This window comes from Pedobacter namyangjuensis (genome assembly GCF_003313325.1).
In the GTDB taxonomy this organism is placed as follows: Bacteria; Bacteroidota; Bacteroidia; order Sphingobacteriales; family Sphingobacteriaceae; genus Pedobacter; species Pedobacter namyangjuensis.
The window spans coordinates 554,321-574,466 of sequence record NZ_QMHQ01000002.1; the positions used below are offsets into that span (position 1 = coordinate 554,321).

Annotated in this window: 18 protein-coding genes; 3 read left to right on the forward strand and 15 right to left on the reverse strand. The window is 35.2% G+C overall.

All coding sequences use genetic code 11. The features are described 5' to 3' along the window. Position 1 precedes the first annotated feature (1 nt). The 4 genes from DUT69_RS09565 to DUT69_RS09580 all read right to left on the reverse strand — a co-directional run bounded on the left by DUT69_RS09565 (position 2) and on the right by DUT69_RS09580 (position 5,748). Positions 2-1,675, reverse strand: a complete 1,674-nt coding sequence (locus tag DUT69_RS09565) for a hypothetical protein (protein WP_113653002.1) — start codon at positions 1,673-1,675, stop codon at positions 2-4. Between the two features lie 65 nt (positions 1,676-1,740). Then, positions 1,741-2,574 (reverse strand): helix-turn-helix domain-containing protein, encoded by an 834-nt coding sequence (locus DUT69_RS09570; protein WP_113653003.1) that lies wholly within the window; start codon positions 2,572-2,574, stop codon positions 1,741-1,743. A 189-nt stretch (positions 2,575-2,763) separates the two neighbouring features. After that, entirely contained in the window at positions 2,764-4,656 is a 1,893-nt protein-coding gene (locus DUT69_RS09575) for a M1 family metallopeptidase (RefSeq protein WP_113653004.1), read from the reverse strand. 150 nt (positions 4,657-4,806) lie between these two features. Beyond that, on the reverse strand, positions 4,807-5,748 hold the full coding sequence (locus DUT69_RS09580) for a 3'-5' exonuclease (RefSeq protein WP_113653005.1): 942 nt from the start codon (positions 5,746-5,748) through the stop codon (positions 4,807-4,809). A gap of 163 nt (positions 5,749-5,911) precedes the next feature. Here DUT69_RS09580 and DUT69_RS09585 point away from each other — a divergent pair, with 163 nt between their 5' ends. After that, positions 5,912-7,882 carry a DUF3857 domain-containing protein gene (locus DUT69_RS09585; protein WP_113653006.1) on the forward strand — a complete coding sequence of 657 codons (1,971 nt, stop codon included), beginning with the start codon at positions 5,912-5,914 and terminating at the stop codon, positions 7,880-7,882. After that, positions 7,882-9,783, forward strand: a complete 1,902-nt coding sequence (locus tag DUT69_RS09590; protein WP_113653007.1) for a DUF3857 domain-containing protein — start codon at positions 7,882-7,884, stop codon at positions 9,781-9,783. The genes DUT69_RS09585 and DUT69_RS09590 overlap by 1 nt, the downstream gene beginning before the upstream one ends. 156 nt (positions 9,784-9,939) lie before the next feature. Here the strand turns inward: DUT69_RS09590 and DUT69_RS09595 are convergent, their stop codons facing one another. The 7 genes from DUT69_RS09595 to DUT69_RS09625 all read right to left on the reverse strand — a co-directional run bounded on the left by DUT69_RS09595 (position 9,940) and on the right by DUT69_RS09625 (position 16,158). After that, positions 9,940-10,554 carry a thioredoxin family protein gene (locus DUT69_RS09595; protein WP_113653008.1) on the reverse strand — a complete coding sequence of 205 codons (615 nt, stop codon included), beginning with the start codon at positions 10,552-10,554 and terminating at the stop codon, positions 9,940-9,942. Between the two features lie 5 nt (positions 10,555-10,559). Further along, on the reverse strand, positions 10,560-11,036 hold the full coding sequence (locus DUT69_RS09600; RefSeq protein ID WP_113653009.1) for a TlpA disulfide reductase family protein: 477 nt from the start codon (positions 11,034-11,036) through the stop codon (positions 10,560-10,562). A 21-nt stretch (positions 11,037-11,057) separates the two neighbouring features. Next, entirely contained in the window at positions 11,058-11,609 is a 552-nt protein-coding gene (locus DUT69_RS09605; protein ID WP_113653010.1) for a redoxin family protein, read from the reverse strand. Positions 11,610-11,676: 67 nt separating this feature from the next. Next, on the reverse strand, positions 11,677-12,141 hold the full coding sequence (locus DUT69_RS09610; RefSeq protein ID WP_113653011.1) for a hypothetical protein: 465 nt from the start codon (positions 12,139-12,141) through the stop codon (positions 11,677-11,679). Between the two features lie 37 nt (positions 12,142-12,178). Further along, the gene (locus DUT69_RS09615) at positions 12,179-12,685 is read right to left on the reverse strand and encodes a C40 family peptidase (protein ID WP_113653012.1); all 507 of its coding nucleotides are present in this window, start codon (positions 12,683-12,685) and stop codon (positions 12,179-12,181) included. A 21-nt stretch (positions 12,686-12,706) separates the two neighbouring features. Continuing rightward, positions 12,707-15,316, reverse strand: coding sequence for a DNA mismatch repair protein MutS (gene mutS, locus DUT69_RS09620; protein ID WP_113653013.1), 2,610 nt, complete (start codon positions 15,314-15,316; stop codon positions 12,707-12,709). Positions 15,317-15,588: 272 nt separating this feature from the next. After that, the gene (locus tag DUT69_RS09625; protein WP_113653014.1) at positions 15,589-16,158 is read right to left on the reverse strand and encodes a 2'-5' RNA ligase family protein; all 570 of its coding nucleotides are present in this window, start codon (positions 16,156-16,158) and stop codon (positions 15,589-15,591) included. Positions 16,159-16,307: 149 nt separating this feature from the next. Between DUT69_RS09625 and DUT69_RS19355 the strand changes: the two genes are divergently transcribed. Further along, positions 16,308-16,832, forward strand: a complete 525-nt coding sequence (locus DUT69_RS19355) for a hypothetical protein (RefSeq protein WP_205314245.1) — start codon at positions 16,308-16,310, stop codon at positions 16,830-16,832. Here the strand turns inward: DUT69_RS19355 and DUT69_RS09635 are convergent. From DUT69_RS09635 to mqnE, 4 genes are all read right to left on the reverse strand, one after another. Then, positions 16,829-17,428, reverse strand: coding sequence for an HPP family protein (locus tag DUT69_RS09635; RefSeq protein ID WP_113653015.1), 600 nt, complete (start codon positions 17,426-17,428; stop codon positions 16,829-16,831). The two genes, DUT69_RS19355 and DUT69_RS09635, sit on opposite strands and share 4 nt — an antisense overlap. Positions 17,429-17,431: 3 nt before the next feature. Continuing rightward, on the reverse strand, positions 17,432-18,160 hold the full coding sequence (locus DUT69_RS09640; RefSeq protein ID WP_113653016.1) for a menaquinone biosynthetic enzyme MqnA/MqnD family protein: 729 nt from the start codon (positions 18,158-18,160) through the stop codon (positions 17,432-17,434). Beyond that, on the reverse strand, positions 18,147-18,782 hold the full coding sequence (locus tag DUT69_RS09645) for a histidine phosphatase family protein (RefSeq protein ID WP_113653017.1): 636 nt from the start codon (positions 18,780-18,782) through the stop codon (positions 18,147-18,149). Before DUT69_RS09645 ends, DUT69_RS09640 begins: the two co-directional genes overlap by 14 nt. 78 nt (positions 18,783-18,860) lie before the next feature. Continuing rightward, positions 18,861-20,048 (reverse strand): aminofutalosine synthase MqnE, encoded by a 1,188-nt coding sequence (gene mqnE, locus DUT69_RS09650; RefSeq protein WP_240186688.1) that lies wholly within the window; start codon positions 20,046-20,048, stop codon positions 18,861-18,863. Positions 20,049-20,146: the final 98 nt, after the last annotated feature.

A 20,146-nucleotide genomic window follows, 5' to 3' on the forward strand; every position in this document is an offset into this window, starting at 1 on the left:
ATTATAAACTGACATCAATTTTATCTATCCAAATAGCTTTTCTGTCCAGCGTCTCATTAAAGTTTTGCATAATCAGTTCTTTGTTATAGATGGCGTTTTGAGTTTTCTTTTTCACGCCGTTAACGTAAACAGTTATCGGCTGTTTAATATCAACCATTTCTGGAGATATAAAAATACTAAACGCAGTAACGTTTGAAGTTTCTACATTGAACCTATTATTCTGATATGACGCCTTTATCGCACCAGATTTTCTTGGGAAATTAAAAGCCTTAACCAAGGTATCTTTCGTAACCAAATCTTCGTTCTTATCGTACGAAAGAAGTTTATAAATATTGAAATTAATTTTATGATGCCACGTTGCAGATTTTGTTAAAGTATCTAAAGCGGTTATTTGCAGCCAATCAGCTTTACCATTTTGTAGGTTATCTGTTTCCCAATAAATTTTAGGCTGAAATGGATTACGTTTACGTTTCTTAATATCCGCAAACATCAAAGGATAAACGGGCTCCGATTCATCGAATTGTGGAAACCAATGTGGCCAACCATTGTAACGGTGGTCTTGGTAGTCAGCTTTCAAATCTTTCATAATTACATTTAAGCTATCGTTTGCATCTGGCGGATAATAATAATCTTCGTCTGTAGAAACATTAAAATAAGAACGATTAGCGATATTTCTAATAAAAGTGCCGCCATTTCTTACTTTCGGTTGCGTATTAAAACCATAGAAACCCGCAAATGGGTTTTGCTGTTTCATCAAGTAAGAGAATGACCCTGTTGCGCCATTAGAGTGGCCGGTTATAAAAACTTTATCATCATCTATATTAATGGCTTGTTTAATTTCTTTAAGCATTGCCGGAATCATGAAAAATCCATCGTCAGGACTCATCCAATTATATTTTTTTGAACCCTGCGGATAAACCATTATTACATCATTCAACTTCGCATATTTGGTGTAAAACCTATTCCATCCCTCTAAAATACTTTCGTTCTGATAATCAGAAAAACCGTTTGACTGCACTGCCCCGTGCAAGAAAAACATCAATGCGTATCGTTTGGTCGGATCGTAGTTATTTGGCAAACTCACATAGTATGATGTAAATAAACTATCGGTTACTTTAAATTTTATGGAATAGCCAGCTTCCTTTTTAGATTGATAATTATTGAAATTTTTGATCGTTTGATAAATTTCTTCGCCAGTTTTAAACTTAGAAAAATCCATTCTTTTAAGTGCCGAAATTTGAAATTCTGCTTGTTTGTCGGCTAACTTTTTAAAAAAGTCTGCCTTCATTTTTTGTGCTCTTGCTTCAATAGCTGGCCAACGTTTATCGCTCAGTAAATTTTTATACTCAGATTTTGTGTATTTTCCAGCAAGCGAGCCCCAAGTTGTATTAAGGTCGGTATTTAATTCAAGTAATCTGTTCAAATAGATAAAGGCTTTGTCGAACTCATTTAACTCACCAGCTAAAACCGCTGCCTTGTAATACCCTAACTCATTTATATCTTTTGGATAAGAATTAAATGCTTTTTCGTACAAATCGAAAGATTTTCGATAACCGCTTTCGTCTTTTGCGCTCCACATTAATTTTAAAGCACTGTCTGCTAGTTTTTTATAGGATTGGGCATTAACCTGTAAAGCTGATAACAAGAATAAAATTGGGATGATGTATTTTTTCATAATTTAAGCTATTGAATAACCAAAATTATTAGTTTAAGTACCGACAGAATTGTAAAATTGTGACCTTAACGAATAAACTTCCAAAAGGTATCTTCCGAGCCAACAATTTTACCGTCTTTAAAAAACTGAGAAGGCGTTAAACCAGTTAATTGTTTACAAGCTTTTATAAAATGAGATTGATCAGTGTAATGGGCTTGATGTGATAATGATGATAAATTATTGCTGTTTTTATGTTGCAGTTTATAATTCATTAACTGCCTAAACCTTACTATGGATTTATATTTTTGAGCAGTAGTGCCCATGTATTTTTTAAAAATACGGTTAAGATGCTTTCTGCTAATGCCTAATTTGGTTTCTGCAAGTTCATCTATGTTTAATTCTTCGGTGCTTTCGTGTAGCAGCGTAATAGCTTTGCTGAGATACGGATTTTGTACTTCTGAAAACCTAGAATGTAAATACTGATCTAGTTTGCTCACCATTTTTGAAAAGTCATTTTCTTGAAACAAGTCTATTAAAAACGATTGTTCAAATAATGTAAATTCTGGTGAAGTCAATCTATTGTTTATTGCAATTGAAGATGATATAAATTGGTTAATACCAAATGGTTCGAAGACAATCCCTATTTTATGAACCGGTCCTATTTGGGTAACCTTAAGCGTATGCTCTCTTAGTGGCGTGAATATTTGTATAGGTTTTGAACCTAACGTGAAACGGATTTGAGAATGTTTATTATCAAAACTTACTCCGTGACTTTTGTAGAGCGATACCGTATTATTATAATGTGGATAGCAAATATATTCGTTGCAATAGTCTGTTTCGGTAGCAATATCCAAATAGTAATAACTGACGTATTTACTAATTTCCTTATTCGCTGGCTTTAATGTTTCAAATATTCTCATCGCTTTAAAAGACAATTAAAGTTTAATGATGTTGCACAGACCTAAAAACTTAAATTGTTGCATTTTCCTTAATTACTAAACGGGATTGTAGCGAAAATCTTTTTGCCCTCGGTTTTAATAAAGGGTTTTGGGCAAAAAATTGTAGCAAAAAGCCCGACTAACGTTAATCGGGCTTGTGCTTTTGCTTTTCTAATTTTTCACATTAAAGGTATTATCGCTTCTGTTTTTATCTGGAACATGCGTACTGCCCAATACAACCTTTGTAATTGTTTTTGTAGTTGACACTGGAGCATTAAAAGTGCTATTTCCTGTTTCCCAAACTCCAATTGTATGGTGCAGTTGAGCTGTAGTTTTATCTGAAAAAGTGACCGTTAAATCAACAGGAAGTGGTTTATTACTCTTGTTTTCGACAACCACTGCATATCCGGCATCAGTTTTTGCTACATTCTTAATAGCCATATCTATTACCCCTTCTTCAAAAAACCAGCGTTTCCAGAACCAATCTAGATTTTTTCCAGCGCCTGTATTCATACTATTAAAAAAATCGTGAGGCATCGGATGTTTACCATTCCAGTTTTTTATGTAATGATGCAATGCTTTGGTGAAAAGTTCATCGCCTAAATAATCTTTAACAAACAAATAGCCCAAAGCCGGTTTAGGATAAGAGTTAGTAAACGTTCCACTTCCTTTTAATTCGGTTGTTACGGTTACTATTGGGCTGTCATCTTTATTTCCGGAGCTACTACCCGTAGGTAAAATACCGTAATCATCTACAATTGTTGTGTCGATCATTGGCGAGATTAACCATTCGCCTATAGTTGCCCAACCTTCATCCATCCATCCGTATTTAGTTTCATTTATACCCATATAAAATGGGAACATGGTATGGAAAATTTCGTGGTCGGTTAAGGTAATTGCATCAAATCTATTTTCTGTCGGATTATCATTTACCATCATTGGGTATTCCATCTGATCTAATCCATCAAAAACCGTGATGTGATTATATGGAAAAGGCCATTTAGGGAATTTATAGCTCATTGCATGAACAGTTTTGTGGGCAAAATCTATTACTTCATAGTAATCTTTGTGTTTTGCGTTAAAAACTGCATCAATCCTAGTTCTGCGTTTTGTTTTAGGGTCTACCACCAAACTGTTAGATTTCCAAAGGTAATGGTTGCTGGTTGCAAAAGCAAAATCCACTACATTTTTTGCATCAAATTTAAATGTGTTAAAAGCATTTGGTGCGGTTACCTTATTTTGAGCTAAATCCAAGCTATCAATAACGTTAATTGTGTTTTCGGTTTGTTCGGCTTTAGCCAATTTGTCGGCAACAGTTTTTGTAAATACCGCAGAGGCGTTTGTTAAATCGCCAGTTGCCCAAACAGCGTGATTTTTCGGTACAGTTATAGCAACTTTAAAATTGCTAAAATCATTATAAAACTCTTCTGCCCCACTGTAAGGGATTTTGTTCCAACCATCAACATCGTCGTAAACTGCTACTCTCGGAAAAAAGTAAGCCACAAAATGTGCGCCGTCGTCTACTTGTCCGGTTCTTTGGTGCGAGCCTTTGTTTAAGGTGTAGCTAAAAGCGATTTTAAAATTTACAGATTTTCCTGAAGCCAATGCAGGAATATCGGTGTGCATATTTGTGCCATCGATAATTAAGCTCGAAGTATCTTTCGCTTTTCCGTCTACCAAAATGCTACTTATTTTTACCCCTTCTCCCAAATCCCTTGCGTTAAGTTTCGATTTGCGAGGAACACCTTTTTTATACAGGTTTGGATAAAGCTTGAACCAAATTTCTTCTAGTGCGGTTGGGCTGTTATTGAAATAGGTAATATCAACAAGCCCTTTTATCAATCTTGTTTCTGGATTAAAATCGATGTTGATATTATAATTAGCACTATTTTGCCAATATTTTTTACCTGGCGCCCCACTTTTATCTCTTGTGCCGTTTTGATAGGCTTTTTGAAAAATAGGATCAATGGGCAATTGGGCTTTGGCATTTTCGAAACTAGCAGAAAATACGGTTAGTGCTACCGCAAGTGTGAAATAAGTTTGTCTAATTTTTTGACTTATCATTTAATATTTGGATTATTTTTTACTAAAAACGACTTAGGGCGAAAAGACTCGCTCGCTTTAAGAATTTTTATATTATTAAACTACCTAAGAACAATTAACCTATTTAAATCAGCTTAACTAAGATTTTTTTTAGATATAAAAGGCTAAATACTATTTTCCGAACTTCATCTTTAACTGCTCCAACATATCATTATTAATCGGTTGTGCGGGCTTTTCTTTAGGTTTGTTTTGTGCTGTCGTATGCTTACTTACTTGATTAGGCTGACGGTTTTGCCTTTGCTCATCTTTCTTTTTACTCCAACGGTTCCAAATTTCTTCTAACTTCTTTTTAGTGTAAAGCGGAAAATCGCCTTGTTTCATCCAAGCATAATAACTTGGCTCAGCATCAAAAACCTGCTCTACGGTGCGTCCTTTGTGCTTACCAAAATTAATTACCTCTTCACCATTTTCATTATAAACCATTCTTCCGGCAAAATCTACCACTTTGTTCAAATTAGTAAACTGATGCAGGGCATCAACATCATTTTGTACCGGTTTTGACTTTACACCTTGTTTGTCTTCAAAATCGGCGTCTGCATATTTGTCCAACTGAGCCAGTAGAACTTCGTAAGTTGCTCTAATATCAGCCTCTGCAGAGTGTGCGTTTATAATATCTTTTTCACAGTAAAATTTGTAAGCAGCTTTCAACGTACGCTGTTCCATTTGGTGAAAAATATTTTGCACATCTACAAATTTCCTGTCGCTCATATCAAAATCTATTCCCACACGCAGAAACTCCTCTAATAGCATTGGGATGTCAAACTTGTTAGAGTTATATCCAGCTAGATCGGCGTCGCCAATAAAACTTGCAATCTCCTCAGCAGCTTGTGCAAAAGTGGGTGCATCTTTAATATCTTCATCGTAAATACCGTGTATTAGAGAGGTTACTAATGGAATCGGAATTTCAGGATTTATCCTTTTGGTTAAAATAACTTCTGAACCATCTGGCATTGCCTTTAAAACTGCAATTTCTACTATTCTGTCCGATCCAACGTTTACTCCGGTAGCTTCAAGATCAAAAAATGCTAGCGGACGTTTTAAATTTAATTTCATTTTATATAGCTGTAATACTAGCCAAATGTTGCTTACATCGGCTTCTTCAAAAGTGCTAAAAATGATTGGCTAATTAGCCAAATTTCCTTTTATTTTTAATTGAATTAATTTTTCTATTTTTAGGCTCTAACCATTTAACAACTCAAATTAACCTCTTCATTTTATGAAATATCTCTTGTCTCTCTGTTTTGTATTTATCGCCTTTAACAGTTTTTCTCAAGACTTTAATTACGGTTCGGCAACACATAATGATAATGACTTTGACAGAAAAACAATTGATAGTAATGCTAACGCTGTTGTTTTAAAAGAATTTGGAACTGCTCGTTTACAATTAGATGAAGCTACCGGAAGGCTAGTTATCCTTTTTGAATACCACGTTAAAATAAAAATTTTTAACAAAGAAGGTTTTAAACATGCCGATGTGGTGATTCCGACTTACAAAGACGATAATATACAAGAGTATGTGCAAGACGTAAATGCGGTTACACATAACTATATTAATGAAAATTTTGTACAGACGGTTATGGATAGAAAAGCGCTTTTTACCGAAAACAGAAGCAAATACCAATCATTAACAAAATTTACACTTCCTAACATTAAAGAAGGATCTATAATTGAATACAAATATCGCATTCAATCGCCGTTAATATTCAATTTTAGAAGTTGGTATTTTCAGAGCGATATACCCAAACTACATAGTGAGTATTTAGCCTATATACCCGCAAATTTCAACTACAATGTTTCTTTACGAGGGTTTTATAAACTAACAGATCAAAAAGCGGAAGTTAGCAGAGAGTGCTTACGATTAAGTGGCCAGGCCTTAGATTGCTCTAAAATGACCTACATTATGAAAAATGTACCAGCGTTTATTGAGGAAGATTACATGACTGCTGCGAGCAACTTTATGTCGGCAATGCACTTTGAGTTAGCTGAAGAACACATGCTAAACGGCAGTAAAAAGAGTTATACTAAAACCTGGAAAGATGTAGATTTTGATCTAGTAGGAGATAAAAAATTAGGCTCGCAGATGAAACGTAAAGATGTTTTTAAAGAAATTGTTCCAGATTTGATAAAGGAAAGCCCAGATGATTTGAGTAAAGCAAAAGCTATTTACAACTATATAAAAAAGCAAATTAAATGGAACAATTATTACGGAAAATACAGCGAAGAAAACATAAAAAATGTAATCGATAGCCGATCGGGAAATGTGGCAGACATTAACCTTAGCTTAATTGCAGCCTTAAGCGCCGCCAATTTAGATGCAGAAGCTGTTATTTTATCAACCAGGGAAAATGGTTTAGTGAACAAACTTTATCCGGTAATAACCGATTTTAATTATGTTGTTGCTAAAGTGAACATTGGCGAAAAAAGTTACCTTTTAGATGCTACCGAACCTCTACTTCCTTTTGGCTTACTGCCTTTGCGTTGCATTAACGATCAAGGAAGAGTTATTAACCTTAAAAAACCTAGTTATTGGATTGATTTAAAAGCAGATCAAAAAAGCACAACCAGTTTTGTACTAAATGGAAAATTGAATGCCGAAGGAAAAATTATAGGAAATTTAAGTACAACTTATTTCGGCTACGCCGCATTTAATAAACGTAGGGAGATAAAAAAATTTAATTCTGTTGATGAATATTTTGAGAAAGTTGATGAGAGGTTGAACAAAACAAAAATTTCAAATCATAAAATTTCTGCCGTTGATAGTGTAGAGAAACCTTTGGTTGAAGTTTTTGATGTGGAGTTCTCCGCCCACGATGGCACTAGCAAATCTCAATTTTATATTAGCCCTTTTATAGTTAGTCGCATTGCGAAAAACCCATTTAACTTAAATGATAGAACTTACCCTATTGATATGGGCGCTGCAAGCGATGAACGAATTGTAATAAATATCGAGTTACCAGAAAAATTAAACCTGCAAGAAAAACCTAAAGACATGGCAATTGGCTTGCCAAATAACGGTGGCCGGTACTTGCTACAAACAAATCTAACGGATACCCAATTCAGTGTAAATCAAATGTTACAGTTAAATAAGGCTATTTATGGTGCCGAAGAATATTTGTACCTGAAGGAGTTTTACAGCAAGATTATCCAAAATCAAAAGACTGATGTATTGTTAAAAGCTAGCAACTAATGAAACGGATAATCTTGCCACTTCTACTCCTATTAAATACAGTTTTCTGCCTTGCGCAAGATAATTACGATGTGGACTTGATCCCTGCAAATTTACGCCCTCGTGCAAATGCAATTATCAGGAATCAAGAAACCCTTGTAGACATGAAGGCCGTTGATAATGTAATGTACAGTGTAAAACAGGCGATTACTGTTTTTAATAAAAATGGAGAAAACAGTGCAAGACTGGTTTTATTTTACGACAAAAATACTGCTATCAAAAGTATTAAAGGAGAAGTTTACAATGAAGTTGGTAAATTAATGGGCAAGTTTTCGCAAAGCGATTTTAGAGATGAAAGCGCAGTGCAAGATTTTTCCTTGTTCGAAGATAGCAGAATCAAACATTTTCTTCCATCGGTTAATACCTACCCTTATACTGTGGTTTACAATTACGAAATTAGGTTTAAGCAAAATCTAATCATCCCCGATTGGACACCTAAGCCAGCTAACGACGTAGCTGTTGAAAAAAGCACTTATACCTTTATTTGCAAACCTGCAGAAGTTTTACGCATAAAAGCCCAGCACTTGGCTAACGCCGAAGAAACAGCAGATGAGAAGCAAAAAACCTATACATGGAAGGCTAATAATTTACCAGCCGTTAAGGCTGAACCCTACAGTCCGCTAAAGCATTTTTACCAAACAAGCGTTAAAATTGCACCACAACAATTTAGCTATTTCAAACATCACGGCAGTTATAATAATTGGCAAGAATTAGGCAAATGGTATTATTCTGAATTGTTAAAAGACAGACAAGCGCTACCAGTAGCAACTGTAGAAACTATTAAAGATCTTGTTAAAAACGAAAAAGACGATAAAGCTAAGGCAAAAAAAATCTACCAATTCTTGCAAGAAAAAACCCGTTATATCAGCATACAAATCGGCATTGGCGGATTTCAACCCTACAGTGCTGCCGACGTGGATAGATTAGGCTATGGAGACTGCAAAGCTCTGGTTAATTATATGCAAAGCCTACTTGCAGTGGTTGGTATAGAATCTTATTACTGCGTTGTAGAAGCAGGAACGCAAAAAATAGACTTGGATGCATCTTACGCTAGCATGAATCAAGGTAATCACGTAATTTTATGTCTGCCACTTAAAGCCGATACGGTTTGGCTAGAGTGCACTAATCAAAAAATTCCATTTGGCTTTTTGAGCGATTTTACTGATGACAGAACTGTTTTGGCCTGCACAAAAGATGGTGGAAAGTTACTAAGAACGCCAAAACTAACTACAAAGGCTAACCTGCAAGTTCGCAAAGCGGATTTAGTAGTAGACGCTCAAGGAAACATTTCCGGAACGCTTAATACTAATTTTTCGGGATCACAATATGACAATAGGCAAAACATACTTTACAAGCCTTTTACCGAACAACAAAAAGCCTTGCAAGAAGATTACAACGTAAACAACATCAGGTTCGATAAAATAGAATATCAGCAATACAAGGATGTAAATCCGCAATTAACTGAAAATTTAACTGTCGACATTAGAAATTACGCTACTTTAAATGAAGGCAAAATGTTTTTTGAATTAAACGCATTCAACATTCAAAATGCAGTTTCCGACTCGAAAAATAGAATTTTGCCAGTTTATATCAATAGAGGTTTTACCGATGTAGATACGGTCATTTATCAGTTGCCGGAAAATGTAATTCCGTTTATAACCCCGATTAGCAAAACTTTTAAAACCGATTTTGGAACATATGAAAGTACAGCTACGCTAAATGAAAACAAGCTTATTTATTATAGAAAACTTAGTGTTAACGACGGCACTTACCCTGCAAGCAGCTATGAATTATTTCATAAATTTATGGCAGATGTTAACGTAGCCGACCACTTAAAAATTATCCTTAGCTTAAAAAAATAATTCCTAAAGCTATCCCGACAATCATAACGAGATACATTATAATTTCTGTAGAGGCGAATTTTTTATATTTAGTCCAGAACGAATAATCTTCTTTAGTCTCAGGCATTCTTATAGGTAAAATGGTTTTGCAAAGTTAGTTTGCAAAACCATTAAAGCTTATTTTGTAGTACTTTGTTTCTTCCATTTAATTGAACAACCAACCGCTTTTGTAGTGGTAACCGAAGGTTTCTTACCATTTAGCAACGAGTTAACAGCATTTTTCACATAAACTTCTCTGCTTTCGTTCTCTTCTTGTTGGTCGTTATCTATTGCACCAATGTAGGCAACTTCGTTTCCTTTTGCAGTTTTTTGCAATACAAATGTATGTGGTGTTTTAGTAGCACCAAATTTTTTGGTATAGATATGATCTGGATCTTCTAAATAAGCATAGCTGAAGCTCTTTTCTTTAGCTCGTTCCTGCATTTTTTCAAAACTATCACCTGGTGATGCTACAGGGTCATTTGTATTTATGGCAATTACCGGATATCCCTTTGGTGCAAATTCTTTGTTTAAGGCCTCAACCCTATCTTGGTAAGCTTTAGCAACTGGGCAGGTGTTACAAGTAAACACAACAATATACCCTTTTGCAGCCGCGTAATTAGCTAAAGAAACCTTCCTGCCGTCAACGTTCTTAAGGTTAAAATCAGTGGTAAGATCGCCAACTTGGTAGCCAGTTTGAGCCTGAGCTGTAATGCCTAGCATTATAAAACAAGCAAATAAAATTCTTCTCATCGTAATTATTTTAAGTTTTCTAATGTTGTTATCAGTTCCTGATAAGTAAATTCTTTCTCAAAAAAAGCACGTTTATTCTTGTCTTTATTTACAAAAAGAGTGGCCGGTATTGCACCAGACCATTTTTTGTCTACCTTTTCTATAAATGCTTGTTGGTCTGGTTCGTTAATCACAAAAACTTCGCTCTGCAATTTGTTTTTACTAACAAATGGTATTACTTGGCTTTGCAATTTCGATTTAAAATCTAAGCTAACTAGCAAAACCTTTATCGGCTTTGCCATACTGTCTTTTTGCAACTTCTCAAAATTTGGGAGCTCCTCAACGCAAGGCCCACACCAAGTGGCCCAAAAGTTAACAACGTATGTAGTATCTTTACCTTTGGCTACTCTGGCATCTAACTCTTTTAAAGTTAGCAATTTAACTTGTGCTTTTGTTTCAAAAAAAACAAACAGTAAAAAGAAAATTACAATATACTTTTTCATGAATTAGCGTTTGGTAAATTTTTACAGCAGTTTACTAACCTGTTGCTCAACAAATTTGTTCTTAGGCGTTAATTTCGGATTATTTTCATCATCTATTCTTCCAATATATTTGATTAACAAACCTTTAGAAGTTTTTTGTAAAATTGCTGCAGTTGGTGTTTCTTTTATCCCCAACATAAATGTGTACTTAAAGTTAGTATCTGATAAATATGGAAAAGTGAAACCCTTGTTTAATGCCAATTTTTTCATTTCAGGCATCGCATCCAGCGGATATTTTATGGGATTATCTCCATACGGTCCAATGGCAACAACCGGATATCCCTTAGCTTTGTATTTTTTATCTAAAGCCATAACTCTTGGTTCGTAGGCTATACAATGATCACAAGTTGGAGTCATAAAAATAACAATAAAGCCTTTTGCATTTTTCTGAGAATTGAAATCGTACATGGCGCCGCTAGTACTTAGCAAGGTAATATTTGGCACAGTTTGACCAACCTTCAACGCTGTTTGAGCGATAGAGCTATTTAACGAAAGAGCGAAAAGCAGAAAAATTAAGCTAAAAATTTTACGCATAGTTTTATTTTATATTCAATATTCGAAAACAGTAATTTATTAAAAAACGGTAGTTGGATGCTTAGCACTAATATTTAATTTCCAAATCCAGTTGCGTTCCGTTATCTAACGCTTTTTTATCCATTGCAGTACCTACAACGGCACCAACGGCCATCCCTATTGGCAAACCAACTCCCATCAAACCAATATTTCCGATACTGAACCCGAAAATCATTCCAATAGGCAAACCAAAAGCACTAAGTCCTAAAACCATCCAAAGGTTTCTATAGTAATTCCTGGGCGTGAACTTAAACTCTTTTTCAAGTCGTTTTAAAATGCTTGTTTGCTTCTGTTTTACAAGTTTTTTTAAATCATCACCAACGAATAAAGAATCGTTTATTTCCTCAACATCCGAGTTGATGGAGCTAATTAAATTGGAATTTAACTGCTTGGTTCTCAACTCTGCTAAAAGATTTGCAAACTGTAAATATAGACCGTTTAATTTAACGTTGTTAATGTTTTCCGGTCTTTCTCTAAGTGTTATTATAACCATATGGGATAATTTTAATTGATTTTTTTATTAGCCTAAACTATTTTAAAGTGCCGGTTTTTACTATTGCTTTTTGATATACAGGCATATTTAAATCATCTACAATTACCCCGCGAGTGGTAGATGCATGAACAAAAAAATCGTTATTTAAATAAACGCCAACATGATCTACATCGCCACCGCCGAAAGAAAAAAATATCAAATCTCCTTCTTTTAAATTACTTAAACTTCGACTTTTAACTGCGTTTGCCTGATCTTTTGATCGACGTGGTAAAGTTTGACCATAAATATTTTTGGTAAGCAATAGTGCAAAGCCTGAACAATCGATCCCGCTTTTGTCTAAACCGCCTAGCCGATATTTGACACCCGTCCAATCCGTAATAAACTTATACAAATCTTTGCTTTTTAACGCTGCCATTGCATCGGCAGCTTTACTAGCTTTAGTATCTGGTTTCGCTGTATATTTTCTAGATCCGCAAGAAGCTAGAAATAATACCATTGCCATCAGGAAAAAATTAAAATACCTGAAATTTAAAGTTCTCGTCATTATAAAATTGATTGCTAAGACTTATTGTTTAATCAGTCTTTGGATTTCATCTAATTTTAATAACGCTTCAACTGGTGTTAAAATATTTACATCCAAGTTATTTAGCGTATCTCTAATCTTCACAAGCGTCGGATCATCAATTGCAAACATTTGTAGCTGATAGGCCTGATTTTGTACTTTTTTGATGCTGTCTTTTATACTCTGGCCTTCGGTTCTATCTATCTCTAAACGTTTTAAAATCTCGTTTGCCCTATTAATCAGCTTTGCTGGCATGCCCGCCATCTTTGCAACGTGGATACCAAAACTATGCTCGCTACCTCCAGGAACCAACTTACGCAAGAAAATAACCTTATTAGCCATCTCCTTACTGGTTACATTGTAGTTTTTTATACGAGACATGGTATTTTCCAAATCATTTAGCTCGTGATAGTGGGTTGCAAACAATGTTTTTGGTCTGGCCGTTGGATGCTCATGCAAAAACTCTGCAATAGCCCAGGCAATAGAAATTCCATCGTAAGTACTGGTACCGCGACCAATTTCATCTAATAGTATTAAGCTCCTGTCTGAAATATTATTCAGAATACTTGCAGTTTCATTCATCTCTACCATGAACGTACTTTCGCCACTAGATAAGTTGTCCGATGCTCCTACACGTGTAAAAATCTTATCGGTTAAACCAATATTCACCGATTTGGCAGGCACAAAACAGCCCATTTGTGCCATTAACACGATTAAACCGGTTTGTCTTAAAATAGCCGACTTACCCGACATATTGGGACCTGTAATGATAATAATCTGCTGTGTATCGTTATCCAGAAAAACATCGTTGGTAATGTATTCTTGCCCAATTGGCAATTGTTTTTCTATTACCGGATGCCTTCCACCCTTAATATCAAGCTCCTTTTTATTGTTAATTTCTGGTTTTACGTAATGGTTTTTTACTGCTAATTGCGCAAAACATAACAAAACATCTAATTGTGCAACTAGATAAGCATTTAGCTGAATTGGCTTAATGTAATGCGATACCTGATACATCAATTCATTATACAATCGCACTTCTATGGCTTGTATTTTTTCCTCGGCGCCTAAAATCTGCTCTTCGTATTCTTTTAGTTCTGGCGTAATATATCGCTCTGCGTTAACCAAGGTTTGTTTTCTAATCCAACCTTCAGGCACTTTGTCTTTATGCGTATGCGTAACTTCCAGATAATAGCCAAAAACGTTGTTAAAAGATATTTTTAACGATGGAATTCCGGTAGTAGCAACTTCCCTTTTTTGTATTTCAACTAAGTATTCTTTGCCGCCAAAGGCGATTTTTCTTAACCTATCCAACTCATCATCTATCCCATCTGCAATAACATTTCCTTTAATCAGTAAAGCTGGAGGATCTTCTTGCAACTCCCGCTCTAATTTTTCCTTTATGCTTAAGCATGGATTTAACTGAGAAGCAAGGGTAATTAAAAACTGATTACCAGTGCTTTCTGCAAGTTTTTTAACTTCTTCTATATGGATTAAAGCCCTTTTTAACTGTAGCAATTCTCGCGGACCAGCCTTTTGCAAACCTACTTTAGAAATCAATCTTTCTAAATCGCCAATCGGCTTAATATGCGACAGTAATTCTTGTAATAAATTATCGTCATTTACAAAATACTCTACCATGCCCAAACGCTCTTGTATAGGTTTGAGTTCTTTTAAAGGCATAATAATCCACTTATGCAACATTCTGGCACCCATCGGAGTGCTCGTTTGATCAAGTACATCGAAAAGTGTAACGCCGTTATCATTGGCAGTACTTACCAATTCTAAATTTCGAATGGTAAAACGATCCAACCACATGTACCTATCTTCTTCGACTCTTGAAATTGAAGAAATATGTTGCAAATTTCTATGCTCGGTTTCGCCTAAGTAATACAGAACCACCCCAGCTGCAACAATGCCAGACTGTAGCTTATCAACCCCAAAACCTTTTAAAGAAGCAACCTCGAAATGTTTAGTTAGTATTTCGTTAGCGTAATCGTTTGTAAATGCCCAATCATCTAGCGTATAAGTATAAAATTTATCGCCAAAAAGATTTAAAAAATCTTGTCGTTTACTTTTCTGAAAAACAACTTCCGTAGGTTTAAAACCTTGTAGAAGCTTGTCTATATACTCGCTACTTCCTTGCGCAACAAGAAACTCGCCTGTAGAAATATCGCAAAACGCTACACCAATGCTTTGTTTATCAAAAAACACGGCCGCCAGGTAATTGTTAGATTTCTGACTTAAAATATTATCGTTATAAGCAACACCTGGCGTAACCAGCTCTGTAACCCCACGTTTTACAATCGTTTTTGTAGTTTTTGGATCTTCAAGTTGATCGCAAATTGCAACCCGCTGACCTGCCCTAACCAATTTAGAAAGGTAATTTTCTAAAGAATGATGCGGAAAGCCAGCCAATTCCAAAGCACCGTTTGGACCGGTACCTCTCTTCGTTAAAATGATACCCAAAATTTGGGATGTCTTAACTGCATCTTCACCAAATGTTTCGTAAAAATCTCCTACTCTAAATAACAATAACGCCCCAGGATATTTCGCCTTTATGGTGTTATACTGTTGCATTAATGGTGTTACGGTTTCCTTTGCTTTGGCCAAAATCTATCTAAATTACTAAAGTGTAAATATAGCATCTTGAGCCTTAGCGTTGAAGTTTTTGTGGATAAAAAACACCAAATGTTAAGAGCTTAAAACCTGTAAAACCGTTCGTAGCCAAGATTAATCTTTTTTTTCTTTTCGAAAAGCAAATACAGTTCAAATTTTATCGTCTGTCCCGCTGTTCATTGTAATCCCGATTTAAAAATCGGGAGCTGTAATTTCCATCGGGTTTAAAAACTCTCTTCGCTACAAAAAACAATACGCAAGGTTACCTAAAACAAACTCGTTTGGGCATCAGGTTTCGGTGGCAAACCTAAAAACGGAAAGTCGGTTGAAAATAATTCGAATTGTTTCTCCCCAATAAATTTCCTCAAAAAAATATTTGAACAGTTAAAGCTCAACTTAGCATCTTCAAACATTTTTGAAGCAATTTGAACATTTTCAGTTCTCAGTTGCCTCCCGATGGATATATGCGGATCTTTACTTTTGTAGGAGGTTTTGATATTTAATTGTTTCTGAACCCTAACCATCAATTCTTTTAAAGGAGCTTTAGTATCCTCAGTTGGTTTTATAAACACCGCACCGTTTGGATACGAATCAACACCTTCAAAGTTTAAATAAATCGGTTTCTCGAAACATGCTATTTCCTTTAATTTCCTAACGACAGCATTAAGCTTTTGTTCGCTAGCGAAAAATTCGCAAATGGTTACATGAGCTTTTGAACTTCTGCTATTATACCATCCGATTTCAGAAAAAAGTTCATCCTTCAACCCATCTACATATAAGGTTCCTTTGTCGTCTGGAGTAATAACTACAGAATATTTTATTCCTATTTGATCCATAAGTTAATTTTAAAATATCCATAAATAATTATCGGCTCAAAAAACACTACTTTATTGAGCCGAATAATTTTTCTAATCGGCTCATAACACTAAAACATAAGCTTAACATACTTTTAATATAACTATATTTGCACAAATAAATTACAACAATGGCAATTTTACATCGCAAAGAAGAAAAGATACAAGCAGTTTTAGGCAGACTGAACAAAAATTACACTACCGAACAGTTTGTAGAAATGTTTATAAAACTTTATTCTAAAGAATGGGGTAAAATCAAAAGTGCCTATGTTAAACAATCGCAAGATAAAGAACCTGGCACTGTTGTAAACATGCCGAAACCAGCATTATATTTAGAACAATTACTAGCTAAGTACCTTTCTGAAAACGCTTCTTTGGTTGAAAAAACTACTGAAGTTGCTGATGAGGTTGTAAAAGCTCCTGTAGAGAAAAAAGAGCCAATTAAAAAAGCATCAGCAATTAAAGAAGTTGCAGAAAAAACTGTTAAGGCTACGGCTGTAAAAAAAGTTGCTACTAAAAAGGAAACAGCTACTGCTGAGACAAAAGAAAAAGCTGTTAAAGCGCCTGCTGTAAAAAAGACTAGCACAAAAAAGGAATCTGCAACTGCTGAGGTTAAGGAAAAAACTACTAAAAAGAAAACTGCAGTTAAACACTAAGCGTCTTTTTTTCGCTTACGATATCTCGGTTTCCAAATTTTATACCATTCCTTATTTTTAGGATAACTCCTTTTGGCGGTAGCGTTATTACAAGCTATCGCCACTAAAATCAAGATCAACACTCCTGTAAAAACGGGACTTAACACATAAATATAGCCAAGTTCGTGTATTTTCGGTGAGCCAATGTTAGCAATGAGCGCAGTCGCTCCACCAGGCGGATGTAGCGTTTTAGTCATTTGCATTAAAACTATCGCGATAGCTACAGATAAAGCAGCGCTAAGCCAAAGTTCTCCCGGAATAAGTTTGTGAATAGTAACACCAACTAGGGCAGAAAGTACATGTCCGCCAATTACGTTTCTGGGTTGCGCTAACGGGCTATTTATAATTCCGTAAATTAATACCGCCGAAGCACCGAAAGAGCCAATCAAGAAAAGATTATCATTTGCAGTAAAATACTTACTGTTTAATAATCCAATTAAGCCTATACCTAAAAAAGCACCAATAAAGGTGAAGAAATGCTCTTTAAAGTCGATAAGTGTTTCTCTGTAAAAAACATATTTCGCTCTTCTAACATGCTTTTTAAATTTTTTCTTCAAAATTTAATCTAATTGCTTTATATAGTCTAAAAACAAATTAAGTGCTTTACGTTTATCATCTGTTAAATCGAAGTTTAGTTTATCGAACAGATAATCTTTCAAATCGAAATTTGGTAGAACGGGCAATTCTTTTAAAACAGATTCTCTATTTGCCAAACCTTGTGCTAACGCCTTATCAAAATCTTTCACAAATTCTTCGGGAATGGTTTTATTAGCAACCCAAGCAGCGTAAACAAAAGGTAAACCTGTAAACTTCATCCACTCCTCGCCCATATCATAAGCAAATTTAAAATCACCTTTTTTTCCGAAAGTCCTGTCGCCAATTAAAACAAATGCATCAGTTTCCGCTTCAAGGTTTGTGGTAAATTCAACATCAACCTTAAAATGAAACTTCAGCAAAACCTTTGCTAGGTTATTTGATGTCCTAGAATGAGCGTCGAGCTTAACTGTTTTGATTTCGTTAACAGGTACGTTAGAAAAAATAAAAACAGAATTTACTGCACCGATAGACCCGATACAATAATTGGTAATGATATTTGCATTTGAAACTAATGGAATTGTGGCTACAGGAATTAAACCTATATCTACCTTATTATCAATTAACTTATTAGCACAATCTGAAGGGATATCTAAGCTTAAATCTACCTCATTAATAATATCGCTATGCTCAATTCCGTAAATAAATGGTTTGGTATTTGTATAAGAAACTGCTGAAATTTTAATCTTCTTCACTGGTATCTTTCAAGTCTTTTAAATGGTCGGTATTGTTAAAATCTATCACATTAAACTTGCCTTTTTCATAGCTCATTCTGTATAGTGTTGTATTTTGGTGAGGGAAATCACCCATATCAGACATTGGTCTTTCTAATAGCAAGCAAAGCAACAAACGCATAGCCCTACCATGCATACAAACCAAAACAAGTTCTTCATCGGTATTATTTGTAATTACTTCTAAAGCTTCTAGCAAACGGGCTTTAACCTGATTTGGGCTTTCGCCACCTTCAAAACCAACTTCGTAGTTTCCACCCTGCCACATTTCGGTAACTTCTCTAAAAGCGGTTCTCGCCTCTTCGGTATTGGGCTTACCTTCCCAAATTCCCCATGCCAACTCATCTAAACCAGCTAATTTTTGCCAAGGCAAGCCTAGTTCTATAAAACTGTTAACAGTTTGGTGGGTACGTTTTAATTCAGAAGTATATATCTTATCAAATTTTATATTTTTATAACGATTATAAAAAGCAGCAGCTTGTGCCCTACCAGTATCATTTAAATCACTATTTACACCTCTACCTTGAACAATACCTTGTCTGTTTAACTCTGTTTCGCCGTGGCGGATGATGTAAATTTCTTTCATACCCCAACCCTAAAGGGCTTTCTAATTTTAATTGTTAATGCTTAATGTTGTTTTACAATAATTTCCCGTTTTTGGATTTTAGGAATTTACCACTGGTAATTTATAGTATGATGGTTTTACATCTTCTTCGAAGACAACTTCGCTATAATCTGTTACCACGTTATATAATGTATCTCTTTCAATTGGCTTACGACCAACCTGTTTAATCAAATCAACTAATTCTTTTGTACTCATTGCCGGATTTTGTTCTTCGGCACCTGCCATAGAATAAATTTTAGTAGTATCGTCTAAAGTTCCGTCAATATCATCAACACCAAAGTTTAAAGACATTTGTGCCGTCTCCCTACTAATCATAGCCCAATACGCCTTTACATGATCGAAATTATCTAAGTAAATACGTCCAATCGCGTAATTTCTCAAATCTTCAATTACCGAAACCTCCGGAACATTGCTCATTTGATTATGTTGGTTTCTAAATTTTAAAGGAATAAAGGTTTGAAAACCGCCAGTTTTATCTTGCAATTGACGTAATTGCTCCATGTGGTCTACCCTGTGTTTAAACGACTCTATGTGACCATAAAGCATAGTTGCATTAGATCGCATACCTAATTTGTGCCATTCTTCATGTATAGCTAACCATTGTTCGCCGGTACATTTATCCTTAGCAATTTGTACCCTAATTTCTGGATCGAAAATTTCTGCACCACCACCCGGAATAGATTCCAAACCAGCATCTTTCATTAGCTTCATCCCAGTTGCATAATCAATCTTTGCTTTTTTAAAGATATAATGATACTCAACAGGTGTAAGTGCCTTAACATGTAACTCTGGGCGATGTTGTTTAATTGCAGTAAACAAAGCACTGTAAAAAGCTACATCGTATTGAGGCAAAACACCGCCGACAATATGAACTTCTGTTACTGGCTCACCATCGTATTTTTTAACTACATCTAGCATCTCCTCTAAAGTTAATGCCCAACCTTCTTCTTTCTGCTTAATTAAACGAGAGTACGAACAAAACTTACAGTCGTAAACACAAAGATTTGTAGGTTCTAAATGGAAATTTCTGTTGAAGTAAGTTTTATCGCCATGTTTTTTCTCGCGAATATAATTAGCCAAAACACCTAAATAAGCAAGTTCTGCATGCTCGTAAAGGTAAACGCCTTCGTCAAAACTGATGCGATTACCGCCAGCAACTTTCTGTGCGATAGCTTTTAAGGGTGCCGAAAGATTTGGATTATTTAGTAGAAGATCTAATGTTTGCACAACGATACGGTTTTGTTATTTAGGCAAAAGTACGATATTGAGGTTATTGAACATCATTTTCTTGTAAAAATGGGTTATTTAGAAATTTTACAAAAAGA